This is a genomic window from Caballeronia sp. LZ019, from assembly GCF_031450825.1.
Classification (GTDB): domain Bacteria; phylum Pseudomonadota; class Gammaproteobacteria; order Burkholderiales; family Burkholderiaceae; genus Caballeronia.
Genome location: NZ_JARTVZ010000005.1, coordinates 1,971,905 through 1,992,815, shown reverse-complemented (window position 1 = coordinate 1,992,815; position 20,911 = coordinate 1,971,905). Strand labels below are relative to the sequence as shown.

Here is a 20,911-nt window from a genome sequence, read left to right as displayed (position 1 = left end):
AAGCCCGTCCGAAGACCCTTTCGCATTGTCGGCGCGTGTCGCCGAACCGCTTTCGAATCAAAGGAGATCAAGATGAATACGAAGTTGTTGACCCGCCTGTCCGTTTTCGCCGTCGTCGGCGCGCTGGTTGCCGGCTGCGCATCGCAGCAAGGCACGAATACCGCCGTCGGCACGGGCGTCGGTGCGGCCACGGGCGCTGGCATCGGCGCGATTTTCGGCGGCGGCAAGGGCGCGGCGATCGGCGCGGCGACGGGCGCGGCGGTCGGCGGCATCACCGGCTACAACTGGCAGGCGATTCGCAACAAGATTTCCGGCGATTCGAAGGGCACCGGCACGCAAGTGACCGAGCAGCAGGACGGCTCGCTCAAGGTCAACATCCCGAATTCGATCTCGTTCGACACCAACAGCTACGCGATCAAGCCGTCGTTCGATCCCGTGCTGAACTCCGTCACGCAAACGTTGCAGCAGCATCCTGAACTGATCGCGAGCGTCGTCGGCCATACGGATAACACCGGCACGGCTGCCTATAACCAGACGCTGTCGCAAAACCGCGCGCAAAGCGTCGCTTCGTACATTTCGACGCACGGCGTTCCGGCGCAGCGTCTGTCGGCGCAGGGCATGGGCCAGAACCAGCCGATCGCCGACAATTCGACGGAAGCCGGCCGCGCGCAGAATCGTCGCGTGGAGATCTATCTGCGCGCGACCGCGCAGCCGGGTCAGGTGCAGTAAGTCTCTGAATTGAAGGGGAAACGGACGGGCGGGCGCACTTGGGCGTCATCCCGCCGAATGCGCCTGAAAAAAAGTTGAAACTTGCCGGCGCGGCGCTTGTCTGTTGTTACGGTAGGTGGATGGCTGGACCATCGCCTGCCATTCTCCTCTTGTCGTTGTTGCTCCGGGGCCCAGATGGACCCCGGTTTTTTTTGTGCGCGCGCTTTTGCCTGCGCGTCGATCGGATCATCAGGCGACGGAGATACAGAGCCGTTTGCCGAGTGATCGAGAATCTGCCTCCATCGCTTCAGCGACCGAATCGCCGAGACGCAGGCCATGAGTCGTATGGCGCTAAGCGAAAAACACAACTCAAGTGCTGCATTTCGTTGTTGCGCTCCAGCAGCGGTTTTCTCGCCCCCGCAGTCCCGCCCCGCCTCGCTTCCCCGCCCTGCTAAAATCGAAAATCCGCTTTTTCCACAATCCGAAGCAATTCCCTCCGGGCCGCGCCTCTATGTCAGCACCGATTTCCGCCACTGCCACCGCCGCGTCCGCCGCCACCGACGGCCGCCGCCAGATCCTCGTCACGTCCGCGCTGCCGTACGCGAACGGTCAGATTCACATCGGCCATATGGTCGAGTACATTCAGACGGATATCTGGGTTCGGACGCTGCGAATGCATGGCCACGAGGTCTATTACGTCGGCGCCGACGATACCCACGGCACGCCGATCATGCTGCGCGCCGAAAAGGAAGGCATCACGCCGAAGGCGCTGATCGAGCGCGTCTGGAAAGAGCACAAGCGCGACTTCGACAGCTTCGGCATTTCGTTCGACAACTACTATTCGACCGATGCCGACGAAAACCGCGTGCTCTGCAATTCGATCTACACCGCCCTGCAGGAAGCCGGCCTGATCGAGGCACGCGACATCGAGCAGGCCTACGACCCGGTCAAGGAAATGTTCCTGCCGGACCGCTTCATCAAGGGCGAGTGTCCGAAGTGCGGTGCGAAAGACCAGTACGGCGACAACTGCGAAGTCTGCGGCTCGACCTATCAGCCGACCGAACTCGTCAATCCGTATTCGGTCGTTTCGGGCGCGACGCCCATCCGCAAGACATCGACGCATTACTTTTTCCGCCTGTCCGATCCGCGCTGCGAAGACTTCCTGCGCGGCTGGGTCGGCGGTCTCGCGCAGCCGGAAGCCACCAACAAGATGCGCGAATGGCTCGGCGACAAGGGCGATGCGAAGCTCGCCGACTGGGACATCTCCCGCGACGCACCGTACTTCGGCTTCGAAATTCCGGGCGCGCCGGGCAAGTACTTCTACGTCTGGGTCGATGCCCCCGTCGGTTATTACGCGAGCTTCAAGAATCTGGCCGATCGCATCGGCATCGATTTCGATGCGTGGGTCAAGCCGGAGTCGAAGGTTGAGCAGTATCACTTCATCGGCAAGGACATCCTGTATTTCCACACGCTCTTCTGGCCCGCGATGCTCCAGTTCTCCGGCCATCGCACGCCGACGAACGTGTTCGCGCACGGCTTCCTGACCGTTGACGGCGCGAAGATGTCGAAGTCGCGCGGCACGTTCATCACCGCGCAGAGCGTGATCGACACCGGACTCAATCCGGAATGGCTGCGCTATTACTTCGCCGCGAAGCTGAACAGCACGATGGAGGACATCGACCTGAACCTCGAGGACTTCCAGGCGCGCGTGAACAGCGATCTCGTCGGCAAATACGTGAACATCGCGAGCCGCGCGGCGGGCTTCCTCATCAAGCGTTTCGACGGCCGCGTGGAAGACCGCGCGATGCAGCATCCGCTCATCGCGCAACTGCGCGGCGCGATCCCGCAAATCGCCAGTTTTTACGAATCGCGCGAATACGGCCGCGCGCTGCGCACGACTATGGAACTCGCCGACGCCGTCAATCACTACGTCGATTCCGCCAAGCCCTGGGAACAGGCGAAGGACCCGGCGAACGCCGCCGCGCTGCACGAAACCTGCAGCGTGAGTCTCGAAGCGTTCCGCCTGCTGTCGCTTGCGCTCAAGCCGGTGTTGCCGAAGCTGATCGAATCCGTCGAGGCGTTCCTCGGCATCGCGCCGCTCGTCTGGGCCGATGCAACGAAGCCGTTGTCGTCGGCGAGCGCGATCAATGCGTACAAGCACCTGACGACGCGCGTCGATCCGAAGCAGATCGAGGCGTTGCTCGCGGCGAATCGCGAATCGCTGCAATCGACGACGGAAGCGGCAGCGGCAGCGCCGAAAACCGTCGCGAAGAAAGAGACGAAGAGCGAAGAGTCCGGCGTCATTTCCATCGACGACTTCGCGAAGGTCGATCTGCGCATCGCGAAGATCGTCGATTGCAAGGCCGTCGAAGGCTCGGACAAGCTGCTGCAACTGACGCTCGACGTCGGCGAGGAAAAGACGCGCAACGTGTTTTCCGGCATCAAGTCGGCGTATCAGCCGCAGGATCTGATCGGCAAGCTGACGGTGATGGTCGCCAATCTCGCGCCGCGCAAGATGAAGTTCGGCCTGTCGGAAGGCATGGTGCTCGCGGCCTCCGCCGCCGACGAGAAAGCCGAACCCGGCCTCTACATCCTCGAGCCGCACGGCGGCGCAAAGCCGGGGATGCGCGTGAAGTAAGGCGCACCGGCTGAAAAACAAAGGGCACGCGCCGGACAGTCGCGTGCCCTTTTGCTTAGTGCGTCGCCTTCAGTCCCCCGACGAATCCGACTCTACCGCCGACGAAGCCCCGAACGGCGCCGACACCCCCGACGCGCCCGAAGCCGCCGATGGCTGCACCGCCGGACCGGAGGGCGCCGACGCCATCGACAGCAAGCGCGCCCACGAATTGAAGCGCCGCGTGTACGACAGGTCGATGCCCTGATACGTGCCGCCATACACCGTCGTAGACCAGAACCGCGACAACGCGAGCGTGGCCTTCACAGCGTTCTGCGCCGACTGCAAGCCCTGCTCGTACCCAAGCACGAGACGCTCGTTGATCGCCTTCGACAACAGCACGACCTGCGGGTCCGTCAGCCCCACTTCGCTCGATCCGACCGTGAACTCGTCGAGGCCGACGGTCTGCGCGATCTTCGCCCCGCCGCGGCTGCCGAGCAGCGCCAGCGCGCTCGTCATCGCGCTCTGCTGGCCGATGTTGTTCCCCTGATCGGTGCCGTGTCCGAACAGCAGCCACGAGAGCTTTTCGTTGTCAGGCACGTTCGGCTCCGAGATCAGCTTCGCCACCGGCGACTGCACCGTGCCCGTCACCTGCACGCCCGCTTCGATTTCCTGATTGCGCCGCATCGCCAGAATGTTGATGCCCGGATTGGCCACCGGCCCGTTGAACGTGAAGAAGCCGTTCTCGATGCCGAGCTTGCGACCGAACGCGGTGTACGTGGAACCGGGCGTGACGCGCACGTTGCCGATCGCACGCAGCGGCATGTTCGGCGCGCTCGTCGCGGTGATGGTGCCCGCGAGCCCGAGGTCCGCGCCCGCGCCCTTGAAGCGGAAACGCTGACCCAGGTTGATATCGATATTGGCGCGCGGCGTGAACGGCCCGACCGGCTTTTCGGTTGCCGCGACGGCCTGCTGCTTCGTGTTCTCGCCCTTCACGGTGCCGTCGGGACGCACGATGACCACGTCATCGCCGAGCGCGGGCGCGGAGCTTTCCGGCAAGTCGAAAAGCGCGTGATCGACGGTGAATTTGCCGTTGATCGCCATACCGCCCTGCAATCCCGCATTCGCGATGCTCGCGCTGCCCGACAGCATGAGCTCGCGATCGGGCGAAGCGAACAGTTCCAGCTTGTCCGCAATGATGCTCGCCGTCAGATCGGGCTCCTGCTGGTCGAGCCGCACCTTGCCGGTCGCGCGGAGCACGCCGCTCGCGCCGTGGAACTCGACTTGCCGGAAATCGACGAGATTCTCGGACAGCGCGATCCGGATGATGCCGTCCTTCAGTTGCACGCCCTGATCGACGACCGTCGCGGAAATATTGTCGCCGGTCAGCGATCCCGACAGACTCGGCTTTGCGACGATGCCCGCGATCGTCAGCTTCAGCCCGAGCTTGCCGCCGAGCAGATAGTTCGCGCCGAGCAGGCCGCCGGTCGTGCGCAGTTCTGGCACGTTCGCGTCGATGGCGCCGGAGAGCGGCGCTTCGTCGGCCACGGTCAGCATGCCGTCGCGCGGGACGAGCGTCGTGTGCACGTTGGCATCGATGGCGCCGATGCGGCTCGCCTGCGCATGGAGCGTCGCGTTGAGGCGGTTGCCGCTCGTGAAATCGGCGCGCGCCACGATGTCCGATATGCCGAGCGCAGCCACGCCGCGCGTGCCGTCGATCGTCACGTCGCCGCCGCGCCGCTTGATCTGCGCGTAGCCCGTGGCCGTCGCGCCGAGCGAGAAATCCCAGTTGCCGTCGAAAATCAGGTCGGTCCGGATCGACGATTCCTCGCCCGTCATCTGCCGCCGCACTTCCAGCAGGCGCGGCACCGAGAGATTCGTGAGCGTGCCGGCCGACTGGATGCGCCCGCCTTCCAGCGCGAACGACTTCAGATTTAGCGACGTGCCTTCCGCGACGAGCCGCGTCGCCCCGAGCACGATACGCTGCGGCCCGTAACTCACCGACAACGGCGACTCCAGATTCACCGACGGCGTGCCCTTGTTCGTGAGCTTCGTGATCGCGCCGTCCCAGTGCGGACCGTCGGCGGCGTCGGTGAACTTGCCGTTTGCCCCGAGCGTGAGGTTGACCGGCTGGCCCTGCACCTTGCCGGTCGCGGTCACGCCGAGCGTGTGCTGCATGCGCGTGCCGTTCAGGTTCGCGTCGAGCGTGGCGACTTCGATGCCCGATGTGCTCGCATCGCGCGCCTTCAGCGTGAAGACCAGCGCGCCGTTCGCGCCGTCGCGGATATCGGCGCGGCCTTCCGCATGGCCCAGGCGATTTGCGCCGAACACGACGCCATCGGCCTGATAGTTCGCCGCGACGTTCGGATGCGCCATCGAGCCGGTCAGATCGCCGTCCGCCTTCACCGTCCCCGCGATCCCGAAGCCGAGGCGCTCCAGTTGCGGCGCGTCGATGCGAAACCGCAAACGGTCGCCGGGCGCACCGAAGCTGCCGTTCAGCTCGGCGTCGTTGCCCGCCACCGACAGCTTCGCGGTGCTCGGCAGCACGCGCGTGCCCGCGATCTGCACCGTGCCCTCGCCGGTGAGCGGCAGGTTGTCGTACATGCTGTCGCCGAGCCTGAAGGTGGCTTTGGTCGTGAGCGTCGGCGCGAGCACGCCCGATGCGGCAAGCGTGCCGTTCACGCGCGCTTCGATCGGGCGCGGCGGTGTCGCCGTCTTTTTCGCAGCGGGCTTTTGCGCGATTAATTGCTGCTGGAGCAAGAGCGGGTTGAAGTCGACGAACTTCGCCTTCAGGTCGTAGCTCGAATTGACATCTTTCTTGAGCACGCCGCTCGCCTCGACGCGTCCCTTGCCGACCATCAGCTTCACGTCGTCGAGCGTGGTCTGCTTCGCGTCGAGCCTGATCTTGGCCTGGGCGCGGATGGCTGCTTTCGGATCGTTCAGGTCGACGGTCACGGTTTGCGTGTCGCCCGCGAGCACGACGCCGACCGGCCCCGCGAAGTCCGTCGGGCGCACGCTCGGTTCGATCGCGTTGAGATCGAGCTTCGCCACTTTCAGGTCGAAGCGTCCGTGGCCGGCCGAAATCGCGCCGCCGCCCGCGATGCTCGCGTCTTTCAGCAGCCGCACGTTCAGGTCCATGACGCTTTGCGCCGATGCGTCGAGCCGCACGTTCGCGCGCGCGTCGATGAGCGGCAGCAATTTCTTGTCGATGGAACCGGGCTTCGCATTGACGATCGACACCGGGCCGCTCACGACGAACTTCTTCGCCCCTTGCACCGGCTTCACTTCGGCGCGCACGGCGAGGTCGGCGGCGGGCGCGCCCGCGCTGATCGCCTGCGGATTGATGTGATCGGCCGTGACGATTGCGAGCTTGAGCGGCACGTCGGCGAACGGCGTCGCTTCGACGTGCGCGCGGCCCGCGAGCTTCATGCCGCTGGCATCGACGTCGGCGATCAGGTCTTCCAGCGATCCCGACAGCCGCGCGCCGACCTGCACCGCTTCGTCGTTGACCCGGCCGGCGTAGGTCGCGTCGCCGGAAAGCGGGAACGGGCGCGCGCCGCCGTCGAGTTTGGCGGCGGCCGTCACCGATCCGAACGGCGTCGTGAGCCGCTGGACAGCGGCCTCGTGATGCTGGCCGTCGCTGCGCCCGTTGAAGAGCAGGCCGGAGAATTCGGTCGTCGTCGCGCCCTGATGCAGCCGCAGTTTCGCGACGCTCAGATCGCGAACGGCGAGCTGAATCGGCAAGCGCAGATCGCGCGGCAGTTCGGTCTTCCTGCTCGGCTCGTTCGATGGCGCGATGCGCGCGTCGATGGTTCCGATATGCAGATAATCGATGGTGAAGCGCAGCGGATCGCGCGTGAGCGCCCAGCGGCCCGAGACGCTATCGACGGCGATATCCGTGCCCTTGCCGTCCTTCCAGCGCACATCGCGCAATTGCAGGCCGCTGGCGATCGCGCCGCCGTCCAGTTTTCCGGTCAGCCGCCCGCCGAGCAGCGAGGTCGCCGCGTCCCAGGCGTAGCGCGTGCCGCGATCGGTCGTCAGCGCCAATAGCACGGTCCCGAGTGCGAGCACGACGATCAGCACGACGACGAGCACGAGCGCGCCGATCCAGCGCAAAAAGCGCCGCATGCCGCGCGGGCGTTGCGGCTTTTTCGGCGTTTCCGGCGCTTCTTTGCCGTCGTTGCTTTCGTTCGTCTCGTTGCTCGCGTCCGTCATGCCTTCGCTTTTCGAAAATGTCGTCGATGCATCGCTCAGAAAGCGATGCCGAGCGTCAGATACGGCTTGATGCTCTTGTTCTTGAGTCCATACGCAACATCCACGTTGACCGGCCCGACCGGGCTGCGCCACCGCGCGCCGACGCCGACGCCCGGCTGGAACACGCGCTCGCCCCAGGTATCGGTCGCGGTGCCGATATCGAAGAACACCGCGCCGCCCCAGTCGTGCGTGAACCAGTGCTGATATTCGCTGCTGCCGGTCACCATGTACTTCGTCGGCAGAATCGATCCCGACACGTTATGCCCGATGCTCAGATAACTGTAGCCGCGCACCGAATTCGCGCCGCCCGCGCGAAACAGCAGCGACGCCGGTATGCCGCTCGACGGCCCGCTCGTGAAGACGCCGCCGAATTCCGCGCGGAACACGAGCAGATCGTTGCGGCCGAGCGGCAGGTATTGCTGCATGTTGGTGTAGAGGCGCGCGAAAGTCTGATCGGTCAGCGCGCCCTTCACCGCGAAACTCGCCTCCGCGCGAACGACGTTGCCGCGCCGGGGAAACAGCGGATCGTCGACGTCGCGGCGCACCCACGTCCACGCCGGCACGAGCGCGCGCGCCGTTGACGGATTCGGCTCGTTCTGCGTCAGGCGATCGTTGTAGAACGTCAGCGAGTACGTCGTGTCGATGTTCTGCGTCGAGCGCGAACGCTGCACGCCGACGCGCGCGCTGTAGATGTTCGTATCCGACACGTCGGTGATCGTGTAGGAGCCGAAGATCGCGTTGACCCAGCCGTGCGAATCCGGCGGCATCGCCAGTTGCACGCGGCCGTATTGCTGCGTCTGGTCGAGCCGGCCGGAGATGGTGAACGGATACGCCGCGCCGAACGTGTTCAGGTAGCTGTACGCGCCCTGGATGTGGAAGCCCGTGTCCGTCGCGTACCCGACGCCGTAGCGCACGCTGTGATACGGATACTCGCTGACTTTCACGTGCAGCGGCGTTTCGATCGGCTTCGTGACGTCGTTGTCGGCGTCGATCGCGACACTCGCGTAATACGGCGTGTTCTGCACTTGCCGCTGCAGTTCCGTCACGCGGGCGATGTCGTAGATATCGCCTTCGTTGATCGGATTCACGTTCTCGATGATTTTCTGCGGATAGCGCTTCGTCCCGCTGATGTCGAGCTTGCCGAAGGTGAAGGTCGGACCGCTGTCGAAGGTGACGGACAGATCCGCGATATGCGTGCGCGGATTGATGCGCGCCTGCGAGCGGACGATCCGGGCGCCCAGATAGCGGCGCGATTGCAGCGCCTTCAGCGCGGCGTTCTTCGCGTCGTCCCAGGCGCCCTGCGTGAACGGGTCGCCCTCCTTGATCGCGAAAGCGAAGCGCGCGGCGTTTTCCTGCTTGCGGTCTTCGGTCGTCACCGCGCCGGTGAATTTCAGGTCGACGGAGGCGACTTGCGTCTGCGGGCCCGGATCGACGCTGACCTTGACCGAGCGCTTGTCGTCGGCCGTGGTGACGTCGGTGCGTACCACCGGCGTGAAATAGCCCTCGGTCGCGACGAGATCGCGCACGTCTTTCGGCGTCGCGGTGACGAGGAACTGGAACTGGTCGTCGCTGATATCGTCGCGCTTTGCGAAGCGCGCAAGATCGAGGTGCTCGCTCAGCAGTTTCTTGACGTTGCGCGGCGCGTCGATGTCCACGTCGTATTTCGCGAACGCGGGGGACGCGATCGCGAAGAGGACAAGCGCGGCGAGCGCCGTCAGCGCCGGAGCCGGGCGATCGCCGGCGGCCGGGTTCATCGCGTGCAGCTTCGCGGCCGCGCCGCGCACCGCACACACCAGATCAAACGAACGCCCCGCCAAACGCGACCTCCGGCATCGGAAAAAATAGATAGAAAGGCGAAGCGGGTCCGCCATGCGCTTTTCGTCTGTTCGCGTGCAAACGGCGCAGCACGGCGCGCGAGCGCTATTTCACCACACCGCTACGCCCCATCGCGGTAAAAATGCGGCAGCGGCGCGCGGACCGTGCGCCGTTGGACGGCCGGCGCCCCGCCCGGTTCCCGCCGATTAGCACGCGCATGCGTGACATGCGCCGGCACGAGCCCCCCGATATGCGCGACGCGGCCAGTGCTTGCGGTAAAATCGCGGCGAACTTGCGGCCCGTCGTGCCCGCTGTCCCGCCTGTCCCGCAGGGCAACGCGGCGGCACGGCACGGCGAAGCGCCGCCATCCAACGAACCGCATCGAACCCACGGAAGCCGGATCATGTACCAGTCGGACATCACCCAGTTCATCAATCAGTTGAAAACGCAGAAGCCGTCGCTGGAAGAAGAACAGCGCCGCGGGCGCGCGCTGCTGTGGGACAAGCAGCCGATCGACCTCGATGAGCGCGACCGCCAGCAGACGTCGCGCGTGAAGCAGACGCCTTACGTCTACTACCAGAACTTCTGAACGTGAGCGCCGGCCACGAGCCGCAACCGCCGCACGTCGAGCCGCGCGGCGACGCGCGCGACGACGCCCGGAATTCGCGCGACGTGGCGCTCGCCGCCCCCGCGACCGATTCGACGCCCGACACCATCGACGGCGTCGCGTTCGCGCATCTCTACGGCGAGCCGCTCTGGAAGCTGCCGACCGATCTGTACATTCCGCCCGATGCGCTCGAAGTCTTTCTCGAAGCGTTCGAAGGCCCGCTCGACCTCTTGCTGTACCTGATCCGCAAGCAGAACTTCAACGTACTCGACATTCCGATGGCGGATGTCACCGCGCAATACCTCGGCTATGTCGACCAGATTCGCCAGTCGAATCTCGAACTGGCGTCGGAGTATCTGCTGATGGCGGCGATGCTCATCGAGATCAAGTCGCGGATGCTGCTGCCGGTCAAGAAAGCGGACACCGGCGAGGACGCCGAAGACCCGCGCGCCGAACTCGTGCGGCGGCTGCTCGAATACGAGCAGATGAAACTCGCGGCGCAGCGCATCGACCAGTTGCCGCAACTGGGCCGCGACTTCCTCCGCGCGGACGTGTATATCGAGCAGTCGACGGAACAGCGCTTCCCCGACGTTGACATGAACGACCTGCGCGCCGCCTGGGCCGATGTCATCAAGCGCGCCAAGCTCGTGCAGCATCACAAGATTTCGCGCGAGGAACTCTCGGTGCGCGAGCACATGAGCGTGATCCTGCGCCGCCTGCAGAACGCGCGCTTCATGGAGTTCAGCGAACTCTTCGATACTTCGCGCGGCGTGCCCGTCGTCGTGGTGAACTTCATCGCCATGCTGGAGCTGTCGCGTGAATCACTGATCGAAATCACGCAGGCCGAGCCTTATGCGCCGATCTACGTGAGACTGGCGTACTCTCCCGCCTAGGAGCCGCCCTTTCCTTACTTGCCTTGGGGCGGCCGGTCAACCGCCGCCCGCCAGGAGACACCCGCTCGATGAAAGTCATCAGCTCCATTCACGAACTGCGCGACCAGTTGCGCGGCCAGAACCGCACCGCCTTCGTCCCGACGATGGGCAACCTTCACGAAGGCCATCTCTCGCTGATGCGTCTCGCGCGGCAGCACGGCGATCCGGTCGTCGCGAGCATCTTCGTCAACCGGCTGCAATTCGGTCCGAACGAAGACTTCGACAAATATCCGCGCACGCTGCTGGACGATATCGAGAAGCTGCAAAGCGAAAACGTGTACGTGCTGTTCGCGCCGACGGAAACCGATATGTATCCGGAGCCGCAGCAGTATCGCGTGCATCCGCCGCACAACCTCGGCGACATTCTCGAAGGCGAGTTCCGCCCCGGCTTCTTCCAGGGCGTGTGCACGGTCGTGATGAAGCTGATGTCGTGCGTGCAGCCGCGCGTCGCGGTGTTCGGCAAGAAGGACTACCAGCAGTTGATGATCGTGCGGCAGATGTGCCACCAGTTCGCGCTGCCGACGGAAATCATCGCGGCCGAGACCGTGCGCGACGAAGACGGCCTCGCGCTGTCGTCGCGCAATCGCTTTTTGTCGGCGGACGAGCGTGCCGAAGCGCCGCAGCTCGCGCTGCAACTGAACCGCGTGCGCGAAGGCGTGCTGTCTGGCAATCGCGATATCGCCGCACTGGAGCGCGACGCGATGAACGCGCTCGCCGAACGCGGCTGGAAGCCCGATTACATCAGCGTGCGCAAGCGCGTCAACCTGCTCGCGCCGGGCGAAGCGGATGCGAACGCGCCGCTCGTCGTGCTGGCAGCGGCGAAACTGGGCAACACGCGCCTCATCGACAATCTGGAAATCTGAAGGAAGTCTGCAACATGCAACGCACCATGCTCAAATCGAAGATTCATCGCGCGACGGTCACGCACTGCGAGCTGCATTACGAAGGCTCGTGCGCCATCGACGAGGACCTGCTCGAAGCGGCGAATCTGCTGGAGAACGAGCAAATCGACATCTGGAACGTGAACAACGGCGAGCGGCTCACGACGTACGCGATCAAGGGCGAGCGCGGCAGCGGCATGATTTCGCTGAACGGATCGGCGGCGCGGCGCGCGCAACTCGGCGATCTGGTGATCATCGCGGCGTTCGCTTCGGTCGATGAGGAAGAGATCAAGGCGGGCTGGAAGCCGAACCTCGTGTTCGTCGATGGCGAGAACCGGATCAAGGGCAGCCGGGATCATGTGCCGGCGCAGAGCTGGACGTAATCTCCAGACCGAGTTGTAGTCGAGGCCGGCGCTTCTCTTTGGGGAGCGCCGGTTTTTTCATGGCGAGGCCACATTCCTCGTTTCCGCTCGGGAACGAAACGTCCACGCAGAAGATCGCACAGCAACGGCCCGTGCGAGTCCGAAACCTCACTGCCGCAGGCGCAGCGCACCGGGAACGGCACGCCTACCTCCCCTGCGCCCACTCGACGATCGGCTGCCACTGCTCCAGATCCTTCTCGACCCGGCTCTTGGCCACGTCCCACAGCGTGAGGCCGTGCGCCGCGAGCTGCACATAGTTCTGCGTATCGCGCAGATAACCCAGCACCGGCAGATCGAGCCCGTCGACGAAACGATGCAACTGCTCCGCCGATCGCGTGCGCGCATCCACCCGCATGCCGACCACGCCGACCTGGATCGCGCCCTTGCGCACCGCTTTTTCCTTCGCCAGCTTCGTCAGGAAGTCCTGCGTGGCCAGAATGTCGAACATCGATGGCTGCAGCGGCACGATGACCTTGTCGGCCAGTTGCAGCGCGAGCGCGAGCCGATTGCCATGCACGCCGGCCGGCGTATCCACGATGGCTTTTTCCAGACCTTTCGGCGGCTTCGCGGGGGCATCGACATCGACGCCCCATTCTTCGATCTTCGGCAGCGTATCGACGCGCAGCGAAAGCCACGCATGGGCGGAGCGCTGCTTGTCGAGATCGGCGAGCGCGACCCATTCGCCGTTCGCCGCGAAGTAACCTGCGAGGTTGGTTGCGAGCGTGCTCTTGCCGACGCCGCCCTTCGGATTTGCCACCACGATCACGGTCATGAAAGGTCCTGGAGTTTGTCCGGCGCGGCGTTATCGCAAGACGACGCGCACGATTTCGTCGTTATAGAACGGATGCATGATTCGAGCCGTTGATATTATCGGCAAAACCGGCGCGCGCGGCACGCTGGCCGAACGGCCAGGTCACGTCGCACGCGCCATTCATCACACTTCGACGGACCACGCCCATGCCGCTTCGCCCCGATGTCACGCTCGATTTCCTGCGCAACCGCCAGAAAGGCCGCCTGCCCGATCTGCTCGGCGTGCAGCTTCTGTCGCTCGATGAAGGCGCGCTCACCGGCGAACTCGTGATCCGGCCGGAACTGCTCGCGCCGAACGGCTTTCTGCACGCGGCGACGGTCGTCGGTCTCGCGGATACATGCTGCGGCTACGCGTGCATCGCGCATCTGCCGGACAAGGCGCAGAACTTCACGACGCTCGAACTCAAGAGCAACCATGTGTCGACGGCGCGCGACGGAAAGATCGTCGCGAAGGCGAGCGCCGTGCATCTCGGGCGCAGCACGCACGTCTGGGATGCGACGGTGACGAACGGCGACGGCAAGCTGATCGCGATGTTTCGGTGTACGCAGATGATTCTTTATTGACGAAGGCTCACCCGAACGCCGCCATCACTGCATCGAGATCGAGCGCCTGCGCGAACGAATCCGCGAGCCGCTCGAGCGATGCCTCCCGCAGCGCCGGATAATCCAACGGCGCGGCGTCCTCCACCCCCGCCCACGCGAGCAGCGCGGCGCACGCTTCGGGCGTATCGAAAAGGCCGTGCAGATACGTCGCGGCGACTTGTCCGTCGGATGAAATCCCGCCGTCGCCCCGTCCGCCGTCCAGCATGACGGCGGGATTGTCCAGCGCAGCGCCACGCGTGCGTCCCATGTGAATCTCGTAGCCGCGCACGCTTGCCTGCGCGCCGCCGATCGCGAGCCGCCCCGTCACGTTTTCCAGTTGTTTATGCGGCGTCAGCACGGTATGAAGATCGAGCAAGCCGAGTCCATCGACACACCCCGCCGCGCCCTCGATGCCATCCGGATCGTCTATCTCGCGCCCGAGCATCTGCATGCCGCCGCAGATGCCTAGCACCTTGCCGCCATATCGAAGATGCCGTGCGATCGCCCGATCCCAGCCGTTCTCGCGCAGCCACGCAAGATCGCGCTGCACGTTCTTCGATCCCGGCAGGACGATCAGATCCGCCGCCGGCGGCGCGACACCCCCGCGCACATACTCGAAATCGACCTGAGGATGCGCCCGCAACGCATCGAAGTCCGTGTGATTGCTGATACGCGGCAACGCCGGCACGATCACCTTCAGCGCCGGCCGGTCGCCGCGTGCGTGAGCATCGCGCGGCAGCATGTCCTCGGCATCGAGCGTGAGGCCGTGCAGGTACGGCAGCACGCCGAGCACCGGCTTGCCCGTCTGTGCTTCCAGCCAGTCGAGGCCCGGCTTAAGCAACGAGAGATCGCCGCGAAACCGGTTGATGACGAAGCCCTCGACGCGCGCCCGCTCGCTCTCCGACAGGCACGCGAGCGTGCCGACGAGATGCGCGAACACGCCGCCGCGATCGATATCCGCAACCAGCACGACCGGGCAATCGACATGTTCCGCGAAGCCCATGTTGGCGATATCGCGATCGCGCAGATTGATCTCGGCGGGACTGCCCGCGCCTTCGACGATGACCGCATCGAACTCGGCTTGCAGCCGCGCATAGGATGCGAGCACGGCATCGAAGGCAGTGCGCTTGTACTCGTGATACGCGCGGGCATCGAGATTGGCGTGCGCGTGGCCGTGAATGATGACCTGCGCGCCGCGATCGCTCGTCGGCTTCAGCAGCACAGGATTGAAGTCGATCCGCGCGGGCACGCCCGCCGCGATCGCCTGCAGGGCCTGCGCGCGGCCAATCTCGCCGCCATCGACCGTCACCGCGCTGTTGAGCGCCATGTTCTGCGGCTTGAACGGTGCGACCTTCACGCCGTTTCGCCGCGCGAGGCGGCAGAGGCCCGCGACGAGCGTGCTCTTGCCGGCATCGGACGTGGTGCCCTGAATCATCAGCGTGCCGCGGGGCGTAAATGGCATCGGGAAGTTCCTGGTAAGCGCAGCCCGCCATCTTATCCCGCCGCTACAATATTGCGATGACCTCCAATGTCTTCACTCGCGACCTCACGTTCATCCTCGGCGGCGCCCGTTCGGGCAAGAGCGCCTATGCCGAACGTCTCGCCGATGAAAGCGGCCTGCCCGTCACCTACATTGCGACCGCGCGCATCGGCGATGCCGAATTCGCCGAACGCGTGCGGCATCATCGCGAGCGGCGGCCCGCGCACTGGACGCTCGTCGAAGCGCCGCTCGACCTCGCGGGCGCATTGCGCGAAGCGGACCACGCGGGACACTGCGTGCTGATCGATTGCCTCACGTTATGGCTCGCCAATCTGCTTTGCCCGCCCGAAGCCACGCACGACGAAACCGCCGCGCTTTCCTGCGAAGCGACGCAAGCCTTCGATGCCTTCGACCGCGCGCTCGCCGATGTACGCGGCAAGGTCATTGTCGTCAGCAACGAGATCGGGCTCGGCGTCGTGCCGCTCGGCTCGGTGACGCGTCTTTATGTCGACGAGCTCGGCCGCCTGAATCAGCGCGTCGCCGCCGCGAGCACGCACGCCGTGTTGATGGTCGCGGGCGTGCCGCTCGCGCTCAAGGGCTGACGCGATGCTGCTGCTCTCCGTCTACGCGATGGCGCTGCTCGCGGTGCTCGGCGTGATCGTGGATCGCATATTCGGCGAACCGCGCAGGCGGCATCCACTCGTCGGCTTCGGCACGCTCGCCGCAAGAATCGAAGCGCGCATGAATACGGGGCATCGCGCACGGCCGGCAGGAATCGTCGCGTGGTTCGCGGCGGTCGCGCCGCCTGTCGTGATCGCGTGGATGCTGGTGAGCGTGCTGCCGTTCACGTATGCATGCCTCGTCCACGTCCTGCTGCTGTGGTTCGCGCTCGGCGCCAAGAGCTTGCGCGAGCATATCGCGCCGATCGCCCGCGCGCTGAGTTTCGGCGATATCGACGGCGCGCGCACGCTGACATCGCGCATCGTGTCCCGCGATACCTCGCACGCCGATGAAAACGCGCTCTCGCGTGCGGCCGTCGAATCGGCATTGGAGAACGGCAACGATGCGATCTTCGGCGCGCTGTTCTGGTTCGCGATAGCGGGCGGCCCCGGCGCGCTCGCGTTTCGTCTCGCGAACACGCTCGATGCGATGTGGGGCTATCGCACGCCGCGTTATCTGCGCTTCGGCTGGGCGGCCGCGCGCTTCGACGACGTGCTCAACTTCATTCCCGCGCGGCTGACGGCGGCGACCTACGCGCTCACCGGCGATACGCGCATGGCGTGGCATTGCTGGCGAACGCAGGCGCGCTCCTGGGACAGCCCGAACGCGGGCCCGGTGATGGCGTCGGGCGCGGGCAGCCTCAACGTGCTGATCGGCGGCGCGGCGGTGTATCACGGCGTGCTCGAAGCCCGGCCGACGCTCGGCGCGGGCCACGATGCAACGCCACGCGATGTGGTGGCCGCATTGCGCCTCGTCGATCGTTCCATGATGTTGTGGCTCGCGGTGCTGCTCGTGCTTGCGGTTTTCAGTGTGACGACGAATGGCTGATGCAATCCTCCACGGCGGCAATCTGCGCGAAGCCGCGCGCCGCTACGCAATCGCACTCGACGACTGGCTCGACCTGTCGACGGGCATCAATCCGCGCGGGTATCCGGTGCCGCCCGTGCCGCCCGACGCATGGCGGCGCCTGCCCGAAGACGACGACGGCCTCGCCGATTGCGCCGCGCGTTACTATGGCGCGCCGCACGCGCTGCCGGTAGCCGGATCGCAGGCGGCGATCCGCGCATTGCCTCAGATACTCACGCGCGGCGTCGCGGGCGTCGCGCCGCTGGCTTACGGCGAATACGCGCCGGCGTTCGCGCGCGCGGGGCATTCCATCGACACGTTCGACATCACGTGCGCCGATCTACCGGCGACGCTCGATCACGTGATCATCGGGAATCCGAACAATCCGACCGCTGACCGCCTTTCACGCGAAACGCTGATGCGCTGGCACGCGCAACTTGCATCGCGCGGCGGAACGCTGATCGTCGATGAAGCCTTCGCCGACGTGGACCCGGATGCATCGCTTGCCGCCGAGACGGCGCGCGACGGGCTCGTCGTGCTGCGCTCCGTGGGCAAGTTCTTCGGGCTCGCGGGCATCCGCGCGGGCTTCGTGCTCGCCGCGCCCGCCATGACCGGTGCGTTGCGCGATGCGCTCGGCGCGTGGACCGTCGGCGGCCCGGCGCGTCATGCGACGATCGCGGCGTTCGCCGACCATGCATGGCAGCACGAAACCCGCGACCGCCTGAAACGCGATGGCGCGCGTCTCGCCGCCCTCATCGCGCGTCATGGCTTCGACGTGCGCGCGACGCCGCTCTTTACGTGGACGCCGACGCCGCGCGCACCTTCGCTGCAACATGAACTGGCGATGCGCGGTATCTGGACGCGTCTGTTCGACCGACCGGGAATGACGACGAGCCTTCGCATCGGCTTGGCCGGCAGCGAAGGCGACTGGGCGCGGCTCGAACGCGCACTCGCGGAGATTCGCGCATGAGGTTCGTCGCGCTCGTCGCCCTCTTCGTCGCGATGCACGCTCAGGCCGCGATCACCGTCACCGACGACACCGGCGCGCCCGTCACCCTCCCCGCTCCGGCGACGCGAGTGGTAAGCCTCGCGCCGCACGTCACCGAATTGCTGTTCGCGGCGGGCGGCGGCGCGCGCATCGTCGGCACGGTGAGTTACAGCGATTACCCGAAGGAAGCGCAGGCGATCCCGCGCGTCGGCGACAACAAGGCGCTCGATCTCGAACGCATCGTCGCGCTGCATCCCGACCTGATCGTCGTGTGGCGGCATGGCAATGCCGCGCGTCAGATGGATCGCCTCAAAGCGCTCGGCATTCCGCTCTATTTCAGCGAGCCGAAGCGTCTCGACGATATCGCCGCGAGCATCGACAAGCTCGGCGCACTGCTCGGCACGCAAGAGCACGCGCGTGCCGCATCGACGGCCTTCACACGCAACATCGCGCAACTGCGTGCGAAGTACGCCGCGCTGCCGCCGGTGCGCGTCTTCTATCAGGTCTGGGACGATCCGCTGATGACGCTCAATCGCGACAACGTGCTCAGCGAAGTCATCGGCTTGTGCGGCGGCGAGAACGTGTTCGCAGCCGAAGCGCCGCGCGTGCCGACGATATCGACCGAAGCCGTGCTCGCGGCCAACCCGGAAGCCATCGTCACCGCGACGCCCGGCGCCACGAAGCCGGATCGCGCGCTGCCGGCGCTGGATCGATGGAAGCGCTGGACGTCGATGACCGCGGTGGCGCGCGGCAATCTGTTCGGCATCGATGGCGACGTCATCAATCGACCGACGCCGCGCATCGCGCTCGGTGCGGCGGAGCTTTGTCGCGATCTGGATGTTGCGCGAAGGAAGCGCTGACGGCGACGCTCAGGCGTTCCATCGCACGACGATCCACCCCGCATCCATACGGCGAAGCCACACGATCCCTTCGAAATCGAGCGCCCACTGCAGCACGTTCGCATGGTCGAGCCGCAGCAAGCGCGCCGCGAGAACACGCATGACGCCCGCATGGGCGACGACGTGCATGGTGCGCGAAGCATCGGCGGATGCGTCGTCGAACCAGTCGGTCACGCGCGCGCTGAACTGCGCGAGACTTTCGCCGCCATGCGGACGCGCATGTTCGAGATCGGCGGCCCACGCATCGATCATCGCGCGATCGATGTCGTTCCACGCGCAGCCTTCCCACGCGCCGAAATGCATCTCGGCGAGACGCGCATCGATGCTGGCCGATCCGAGCGCATGCGCCAGCGACGCGCATCGGCGCAACGGACTCGAATGCCATCCGTCGATGCAATCGGGCACGTTCAGCGCACGCATCCGCGCAAGCAAGCCGCCCGCCGTTTCGTTCGCATCGCGAAGAAGCGGCGCGTCGGTCTGGCCGTAGCACACGCCCGCGTCGATATCGACAGCGGGATGACGTATCAGTACGAGATCCATGCGAGCCCGATGAGATAGATCGCGATTTCGAACACCTGCTGCGCGAAGCCCAGGCAATCGCCCGTATAGCCGCCGATGCGCCGCACGAAGTAGCGTCCTGCGATGAAACGTATCGATGCGAGAGCGACGATCGTCAGGAAGGCGAACTTCCAGCCGAACGTGAAAAGCCACGGCAAGCCGAACGCCATTGCCAGCGCGAACGGCATCGCGCTCATGCGCTGCGCGACCGGCTTCGCCTTGCCTTCGGCGCGCACGTAGTCGAGCGTCACGAGATAGCTGATCGCGAACGCGCGGCTCGCGGCATGCGCGGCGACCATCAGCGTCGCGGCGCGCATCGGCGGCAAGGCGGCCAGCGCCTGCCACTTGAGCGCCAGCGCGATGACGAGCGCAATCGCCCCAAACGCGCCGATGCGCGAATCGTGCATGATGCGCAACACGTCGTCGCGCGTGTAGCCGCCGCCGAAGGCATCGGCGCAATCGGCGAGGCCGTCTTCGTGGAACGCGCCGGTCAGCACGAGCGTCGTGGCCATCGACAGCAACACCGCCACGCCCGCCGGAAACACGTGCAGCGCCGCGAGATAAACGAGGGCCGCGACCCCGCCGACCATCGCGCCGACGAGCGGAAAGTAGCGCGCCGCCGCGTTCAGATAACCGGGATCGAACCCGACCCAGCGTGGCACCGGCACGCGTGTGAAGTAGCCGAGCGCGGTGAAGAAGTAGCGCAGCTCGTCGAGCGCGCGGCTCATGGCTGCGCGTCTTGCTTGTTCGATACGCCCGCCGAATCGAAGCTCGCCATCTCGTCAACGAACGCGACGGCCGCGCGCAGGATCGGCAACGCGAGCGCCGCGCCCGTGCCTTCGCCGAGACGCAGGTCGAGTTGCAGGAGCGGCGCGGCACTGAAATGCGCCAGCATGCGCCGATGCCCCGCCTCGTCCGATGCGTGCGCGAACACGCAATAGTCGAGCACCTCCGGCGCGATCTTCGACGCGACGAGCAGCGCCGAACTCGCGATGAAGCCGTCGACGAGCACCGTCATGCGCGCCTCGGCTGCAGCGAGATACGCGCCCGTCATCATCGCAATCTCGAAGCCGCCGAAAGTGGCGAGCGTATCGATCGCATCGCCGCTCGATTCGCGCGACGCGAGCGCGCGGGCCAGCACGTCGCGTTTATGCGCGAGCCCTCGATCGTCGAGACCGGTGCCGCGTCCGACGCAATCGTCGATCGGCAACGCGCACAACCGGCTCATCAGGCACGCCGCCGCCGATGTATTCGCGATGCCCATCTCGCCGAAGCCGATCACGTTCGTGCCGAGCGACGCGTGATGCCGCACGCGCGCCGCGCCCCGCGCGATGCCTTCCAGCGCCGTGTCGCGCGACATCGCCGCTTCGCGTGCGAAGTTGCGGGTGCCGGGGCCGAGCGACAATCGTTCGTATCCCTGATCGATGGGTATCGGCGTCGCAACGCCCGCATCGACGATTTCGAGCGTCATGCCGACGGAACGCGAGAGCGCATTGATCGCCGCGCCTCCGCTCAGAAAATTCGCGACCATCTGCGCCGTCACTTCCTGCGGATACGGACTCACGCCTTCCGCCGCGATGCCGTGATCGCCCGCGAAGACGATCATCGCGGGACGTTCGACGCGCGGCTTCGTCGCGCCCTGTATCAGGCCCATCTGCAGCGCCAGCGATTCGAGCCGCCCCAGGCTGCCCGGCGGCTTCGTCTTCATGTCGATGATGCGGCGCAGGTCGGCTTCGATGGCGCGATCGAGCGCGCGGGGCATCGGTATGGACATGGGCTGTTCCTTGGTGAAATG

The 20,911-nt window shown here is 65.6% G+C and carries 18 protein-coding genes; 11 read left to right on the top strand and 7 right to left on the bottom strand.

What is annotated here, in order from left to right; all coding sequences use genetic code 11:
- Nucleotides 1–72 precede the first annotated feature (72 nt).
- Both P9255_RS22760 and metG read left to right on the top strand, forming a co-directional pair.
- The gene (locus tag P9255_RS22760) at nt 73–729 is read left to right on the top strand and encodes an OmpA family protein (RefSeq protein ID WP_309763097.1); all 657 of its coding nucleotides are present in this window, start codon (nt 73–75) and stop codon (nt 727–729) included.
- Between the two features lie 502 nt (nt 730–1,231).
- The gene (gene metG, locus P9255_RS22755) at nt 1,232–3,346 is read left to right on the top strand and encodes a methionine--tRNA ligase (RefSeq protein WP_404980449.1); all 2,115 of its coding nucleotides are present in this window, start codon (nt 1,232–1,234) and stop codon (nt 3,344–3,346) included.
- 69 nt (nt 3,347–3,415) lie between these two features.
- Here metG and P9255_RS22750 read toward each other — a convergent pair whose 3' ends face one another.
- Nucleotides 3,416–7,537: a translocation/assembly module TamB domain-containing protein gene (locus P9255_RS22750; protein ID WP_309763099.1), complete on the bottom strand. Its 4,122-nt coding sequence runs from the start codon at nt 7,535–7,537 to the stop codon at nt 3,416–3,418.
- Nucleotides 7,538–7,572: 35 nt separating this feature from the next.
- Entirely contained in the window at nt 7,573–9,393 is a 1,821-nt protein-coding gene (locus tag P9255_RS22745; RefSeq protein ID WP_404980390.1) for an autotransporter assembly complex family protein, read from the bottom strand.
- Between the two features lie 398 nt (nt 9,394–9,791).
- On the opposite strand from P9255_RS22745, the gene P9255_RS22740 reads away from it, so the two are divergent.
- The 4 genes from P9255_RS22740 to panD all read left to right on the top strand — a co-directional run bounded on the left by P9255_RS22740 (nt 9,792) and on the right by panD (nt 12,194).
- The gene (locus tag P9255_RS22740; protein WP_174447191.1) at nt 9,792–9,980 is read left to right on the top strand and encodes a DUF3460 family protein; all 189 of its coding nucleotides are present in this window, start codon (nt 9,792–9,794) and stop codon (nt 9,978–9,980) included.
- An 83-nt stretch (nt 9,981–10,063) separates the two neighbouring features.
- The gene (locus tag P9255_RS22735; RefSeq protein ID WP_309765328.1) at nt 10,064–10,891 is read left to right on the top strand and encodes a ScpA family protein; all 828 of its coding nucleotides are present in this window, start codon (nt 10,064–10,066) and stop codon (nt 10,889–10,891) included.
- Between the two features lie 68 nt (nt 10,892–10,959).
- Nucleotides 10,960–11,793 (top strand): pantoate--beta-alanine ligase, encoded by an 834-nt coding sequence (panC, locus tag P9255_RS22730; RefSeq protein WP_309790465.1) that lies wholly within the window; start codon nt 10,960–10,962, stop codon nt 11,791–11,793.
- A gap of 14 nt (nt 11,794–11,807) precedes the next feature.
- Nucleotides 11,808–12,194 (top strand): aspartate 1-decarboxylase, encoded by a 387-nt coding sequence (gene panD / locus P9255_RS22725; protein WP_309763101.1) that lies wholly within the window; start codon nt 11,808–11,810, stop codon nt 12,192–12,194.
- 184 nt (nt 12,195–12,378) lie between these two features.
- On the opposite strand, the gene P9255_RS22720 is transcribed toward panD, so the two are convergent.
- Nucleotides 12,379–13,005 (bottom strand): ParA family protein, encoded by a 627-nt coding sequence (locus P9255_RS22720; protein ID WP_309763102.1) that lies wholly within the window; start codon nt 13,003–13,005, stop codon nt 12,379–12,381.
- A 185-nt stretch (nt 13,006–13,190) separates the two neighbouring features.
- Between P9255_RS22720 and P9255_RS22715 the strand changes: the two genes are divergently transcribed.
- Entirely contained in the window at nt 13,191–13,607 is a 417-nt protein-coding gene (locus P9255_RS22715) for a PaaI family thioesterase (RefSeq protein WP_309763103.1), read from the top strand.
- Nucleotides 13,608–13,614: 7 nt separating this feature from the next.
- On the opposite strand, the gene P9255_RS22710 is transcribed toward P9255_RS22715, so the two are convergent.
- On the bottom strand, nt 13,615–15,087 hold the full coding sequence (locus P9255_RS22710; RefSeq protein ID WP_309790464.1) for a cobyric acid synthase: 1,473 nt from the start codon (nt 15,085–15,087) through the stop codon (nt 13,615–13,617).
- A 56-nt stretch (nt 15,088–15,143) separates the two neighbouring features.
- Between P9255_RS22710 and cobU the strand changes: the two genes are divergently transcribed.
- Genes cobU through P9255_RS22690 form a run of 4 tightly spaced genes read left to right on the top strand, consistent with a single transcriptional unit; the run spans nt 15,144 to nt 18,519 of the window.
- A complete protein-coding gene (gene cobU / locus P9255_RS22705) occupies nt 15,144–15,707 on the top strand; it encodes a bifunctional adenosylcobinamide kinase/adenosylcobinamide-phosphate guanylyltransferase (RefSeq protein WP_309790463.1) in 564 nt (187 codons plus the stop codon).
- A 4-nt stretch (nt 15,708–15,711) separates the two neighbouring features.
- The gene (gene cbiB, locus P9255_RS22700; protein WP_309763106.1) at nt 15,712–16,653 is read left to right on the top strand and encodes an adenosylcobinamide-phosphate synthase CbiB; all 942 of its coding nucleotides are present in this window, start codon (nt 15,712–15,714) and stop codon (nt 16,651–16,653) included.
- Nucleotides 16,646–17,641, top strand: coding sequence for a threonine-phosphate decarboxylase CobD (gene cobD / locus P9255_RS22695; protein ID WP_309763107.1), 996 nt, complete (start codon nt 16,646–16,648; stop codon nt 17,639–17,641). The genes cbiB and cobD overlap by 8 nt, the downstream gene beginning before the upstream one ends.
- The gene (locus tag P9255_RS22690) at nt 17,638–18,519 is read left to right on the top strand and encodes a cobalamin-binding protein (protein ID WP_309763108.1); all 882 of its coding nucleotides are present in this window, start codon (nt 17,638–17,640) and stop codon (nt 18,517–18,519) included. Before cobD ends, P9255_RS22690 begins: the two co-directional genes overlap by 4 nt.
- Before the next feature lie 9 nt (nt 18,520–18,528).
- On the opposite strand, the gene cobC is transcribed toward P9255_RS22690, so the two are convergent.
- The 3 genes from cobC to cobT are packed head-to-tail and all read right to left on the bottom strand — an operon-like array spanning nt 18,529 to nt 20,890.
- Entirely contained in the window at nt 18,529–19,098 is a 570-nt protein-coding gene (cobC, locus tag P9255_RS22685; RefSeq protein ID WP_309763109.1) for an alpha-ribazole phosphatase family protein, read from the bottom strand.
- Nucleotides 19,083–19,844, bottom strand: coding sequence for an adenosylcobinamide-GDP ribazoletransferase (locus tag P9255_RS22680; RefSeq protein ID WP_309763110.1), 762 nt, complete (start codon nt 19,842–19,844; stop codon nt 19,083–19,085). Before P9255_RS22680 ends, cobC begins: the two co-directional genes overlap by 16 nt.
- Entirely contained in the window at nt 19,841–20,890 is a 1,050-nt protein-coding gene (gene cobT, locus P9255_RS22675) for a nicotinate-nucleotide--dimethylbenzimidazole phosphoribosyltransferase (protein WP_309763111.1), read from the bottom strand. Before cobT ends, P9255_RS22680 begins: the two co-directional genes overlap by 4 nt.
- Between the last annotated feature and the right edge of the window lie 21 nt (nt 20,891–20,911).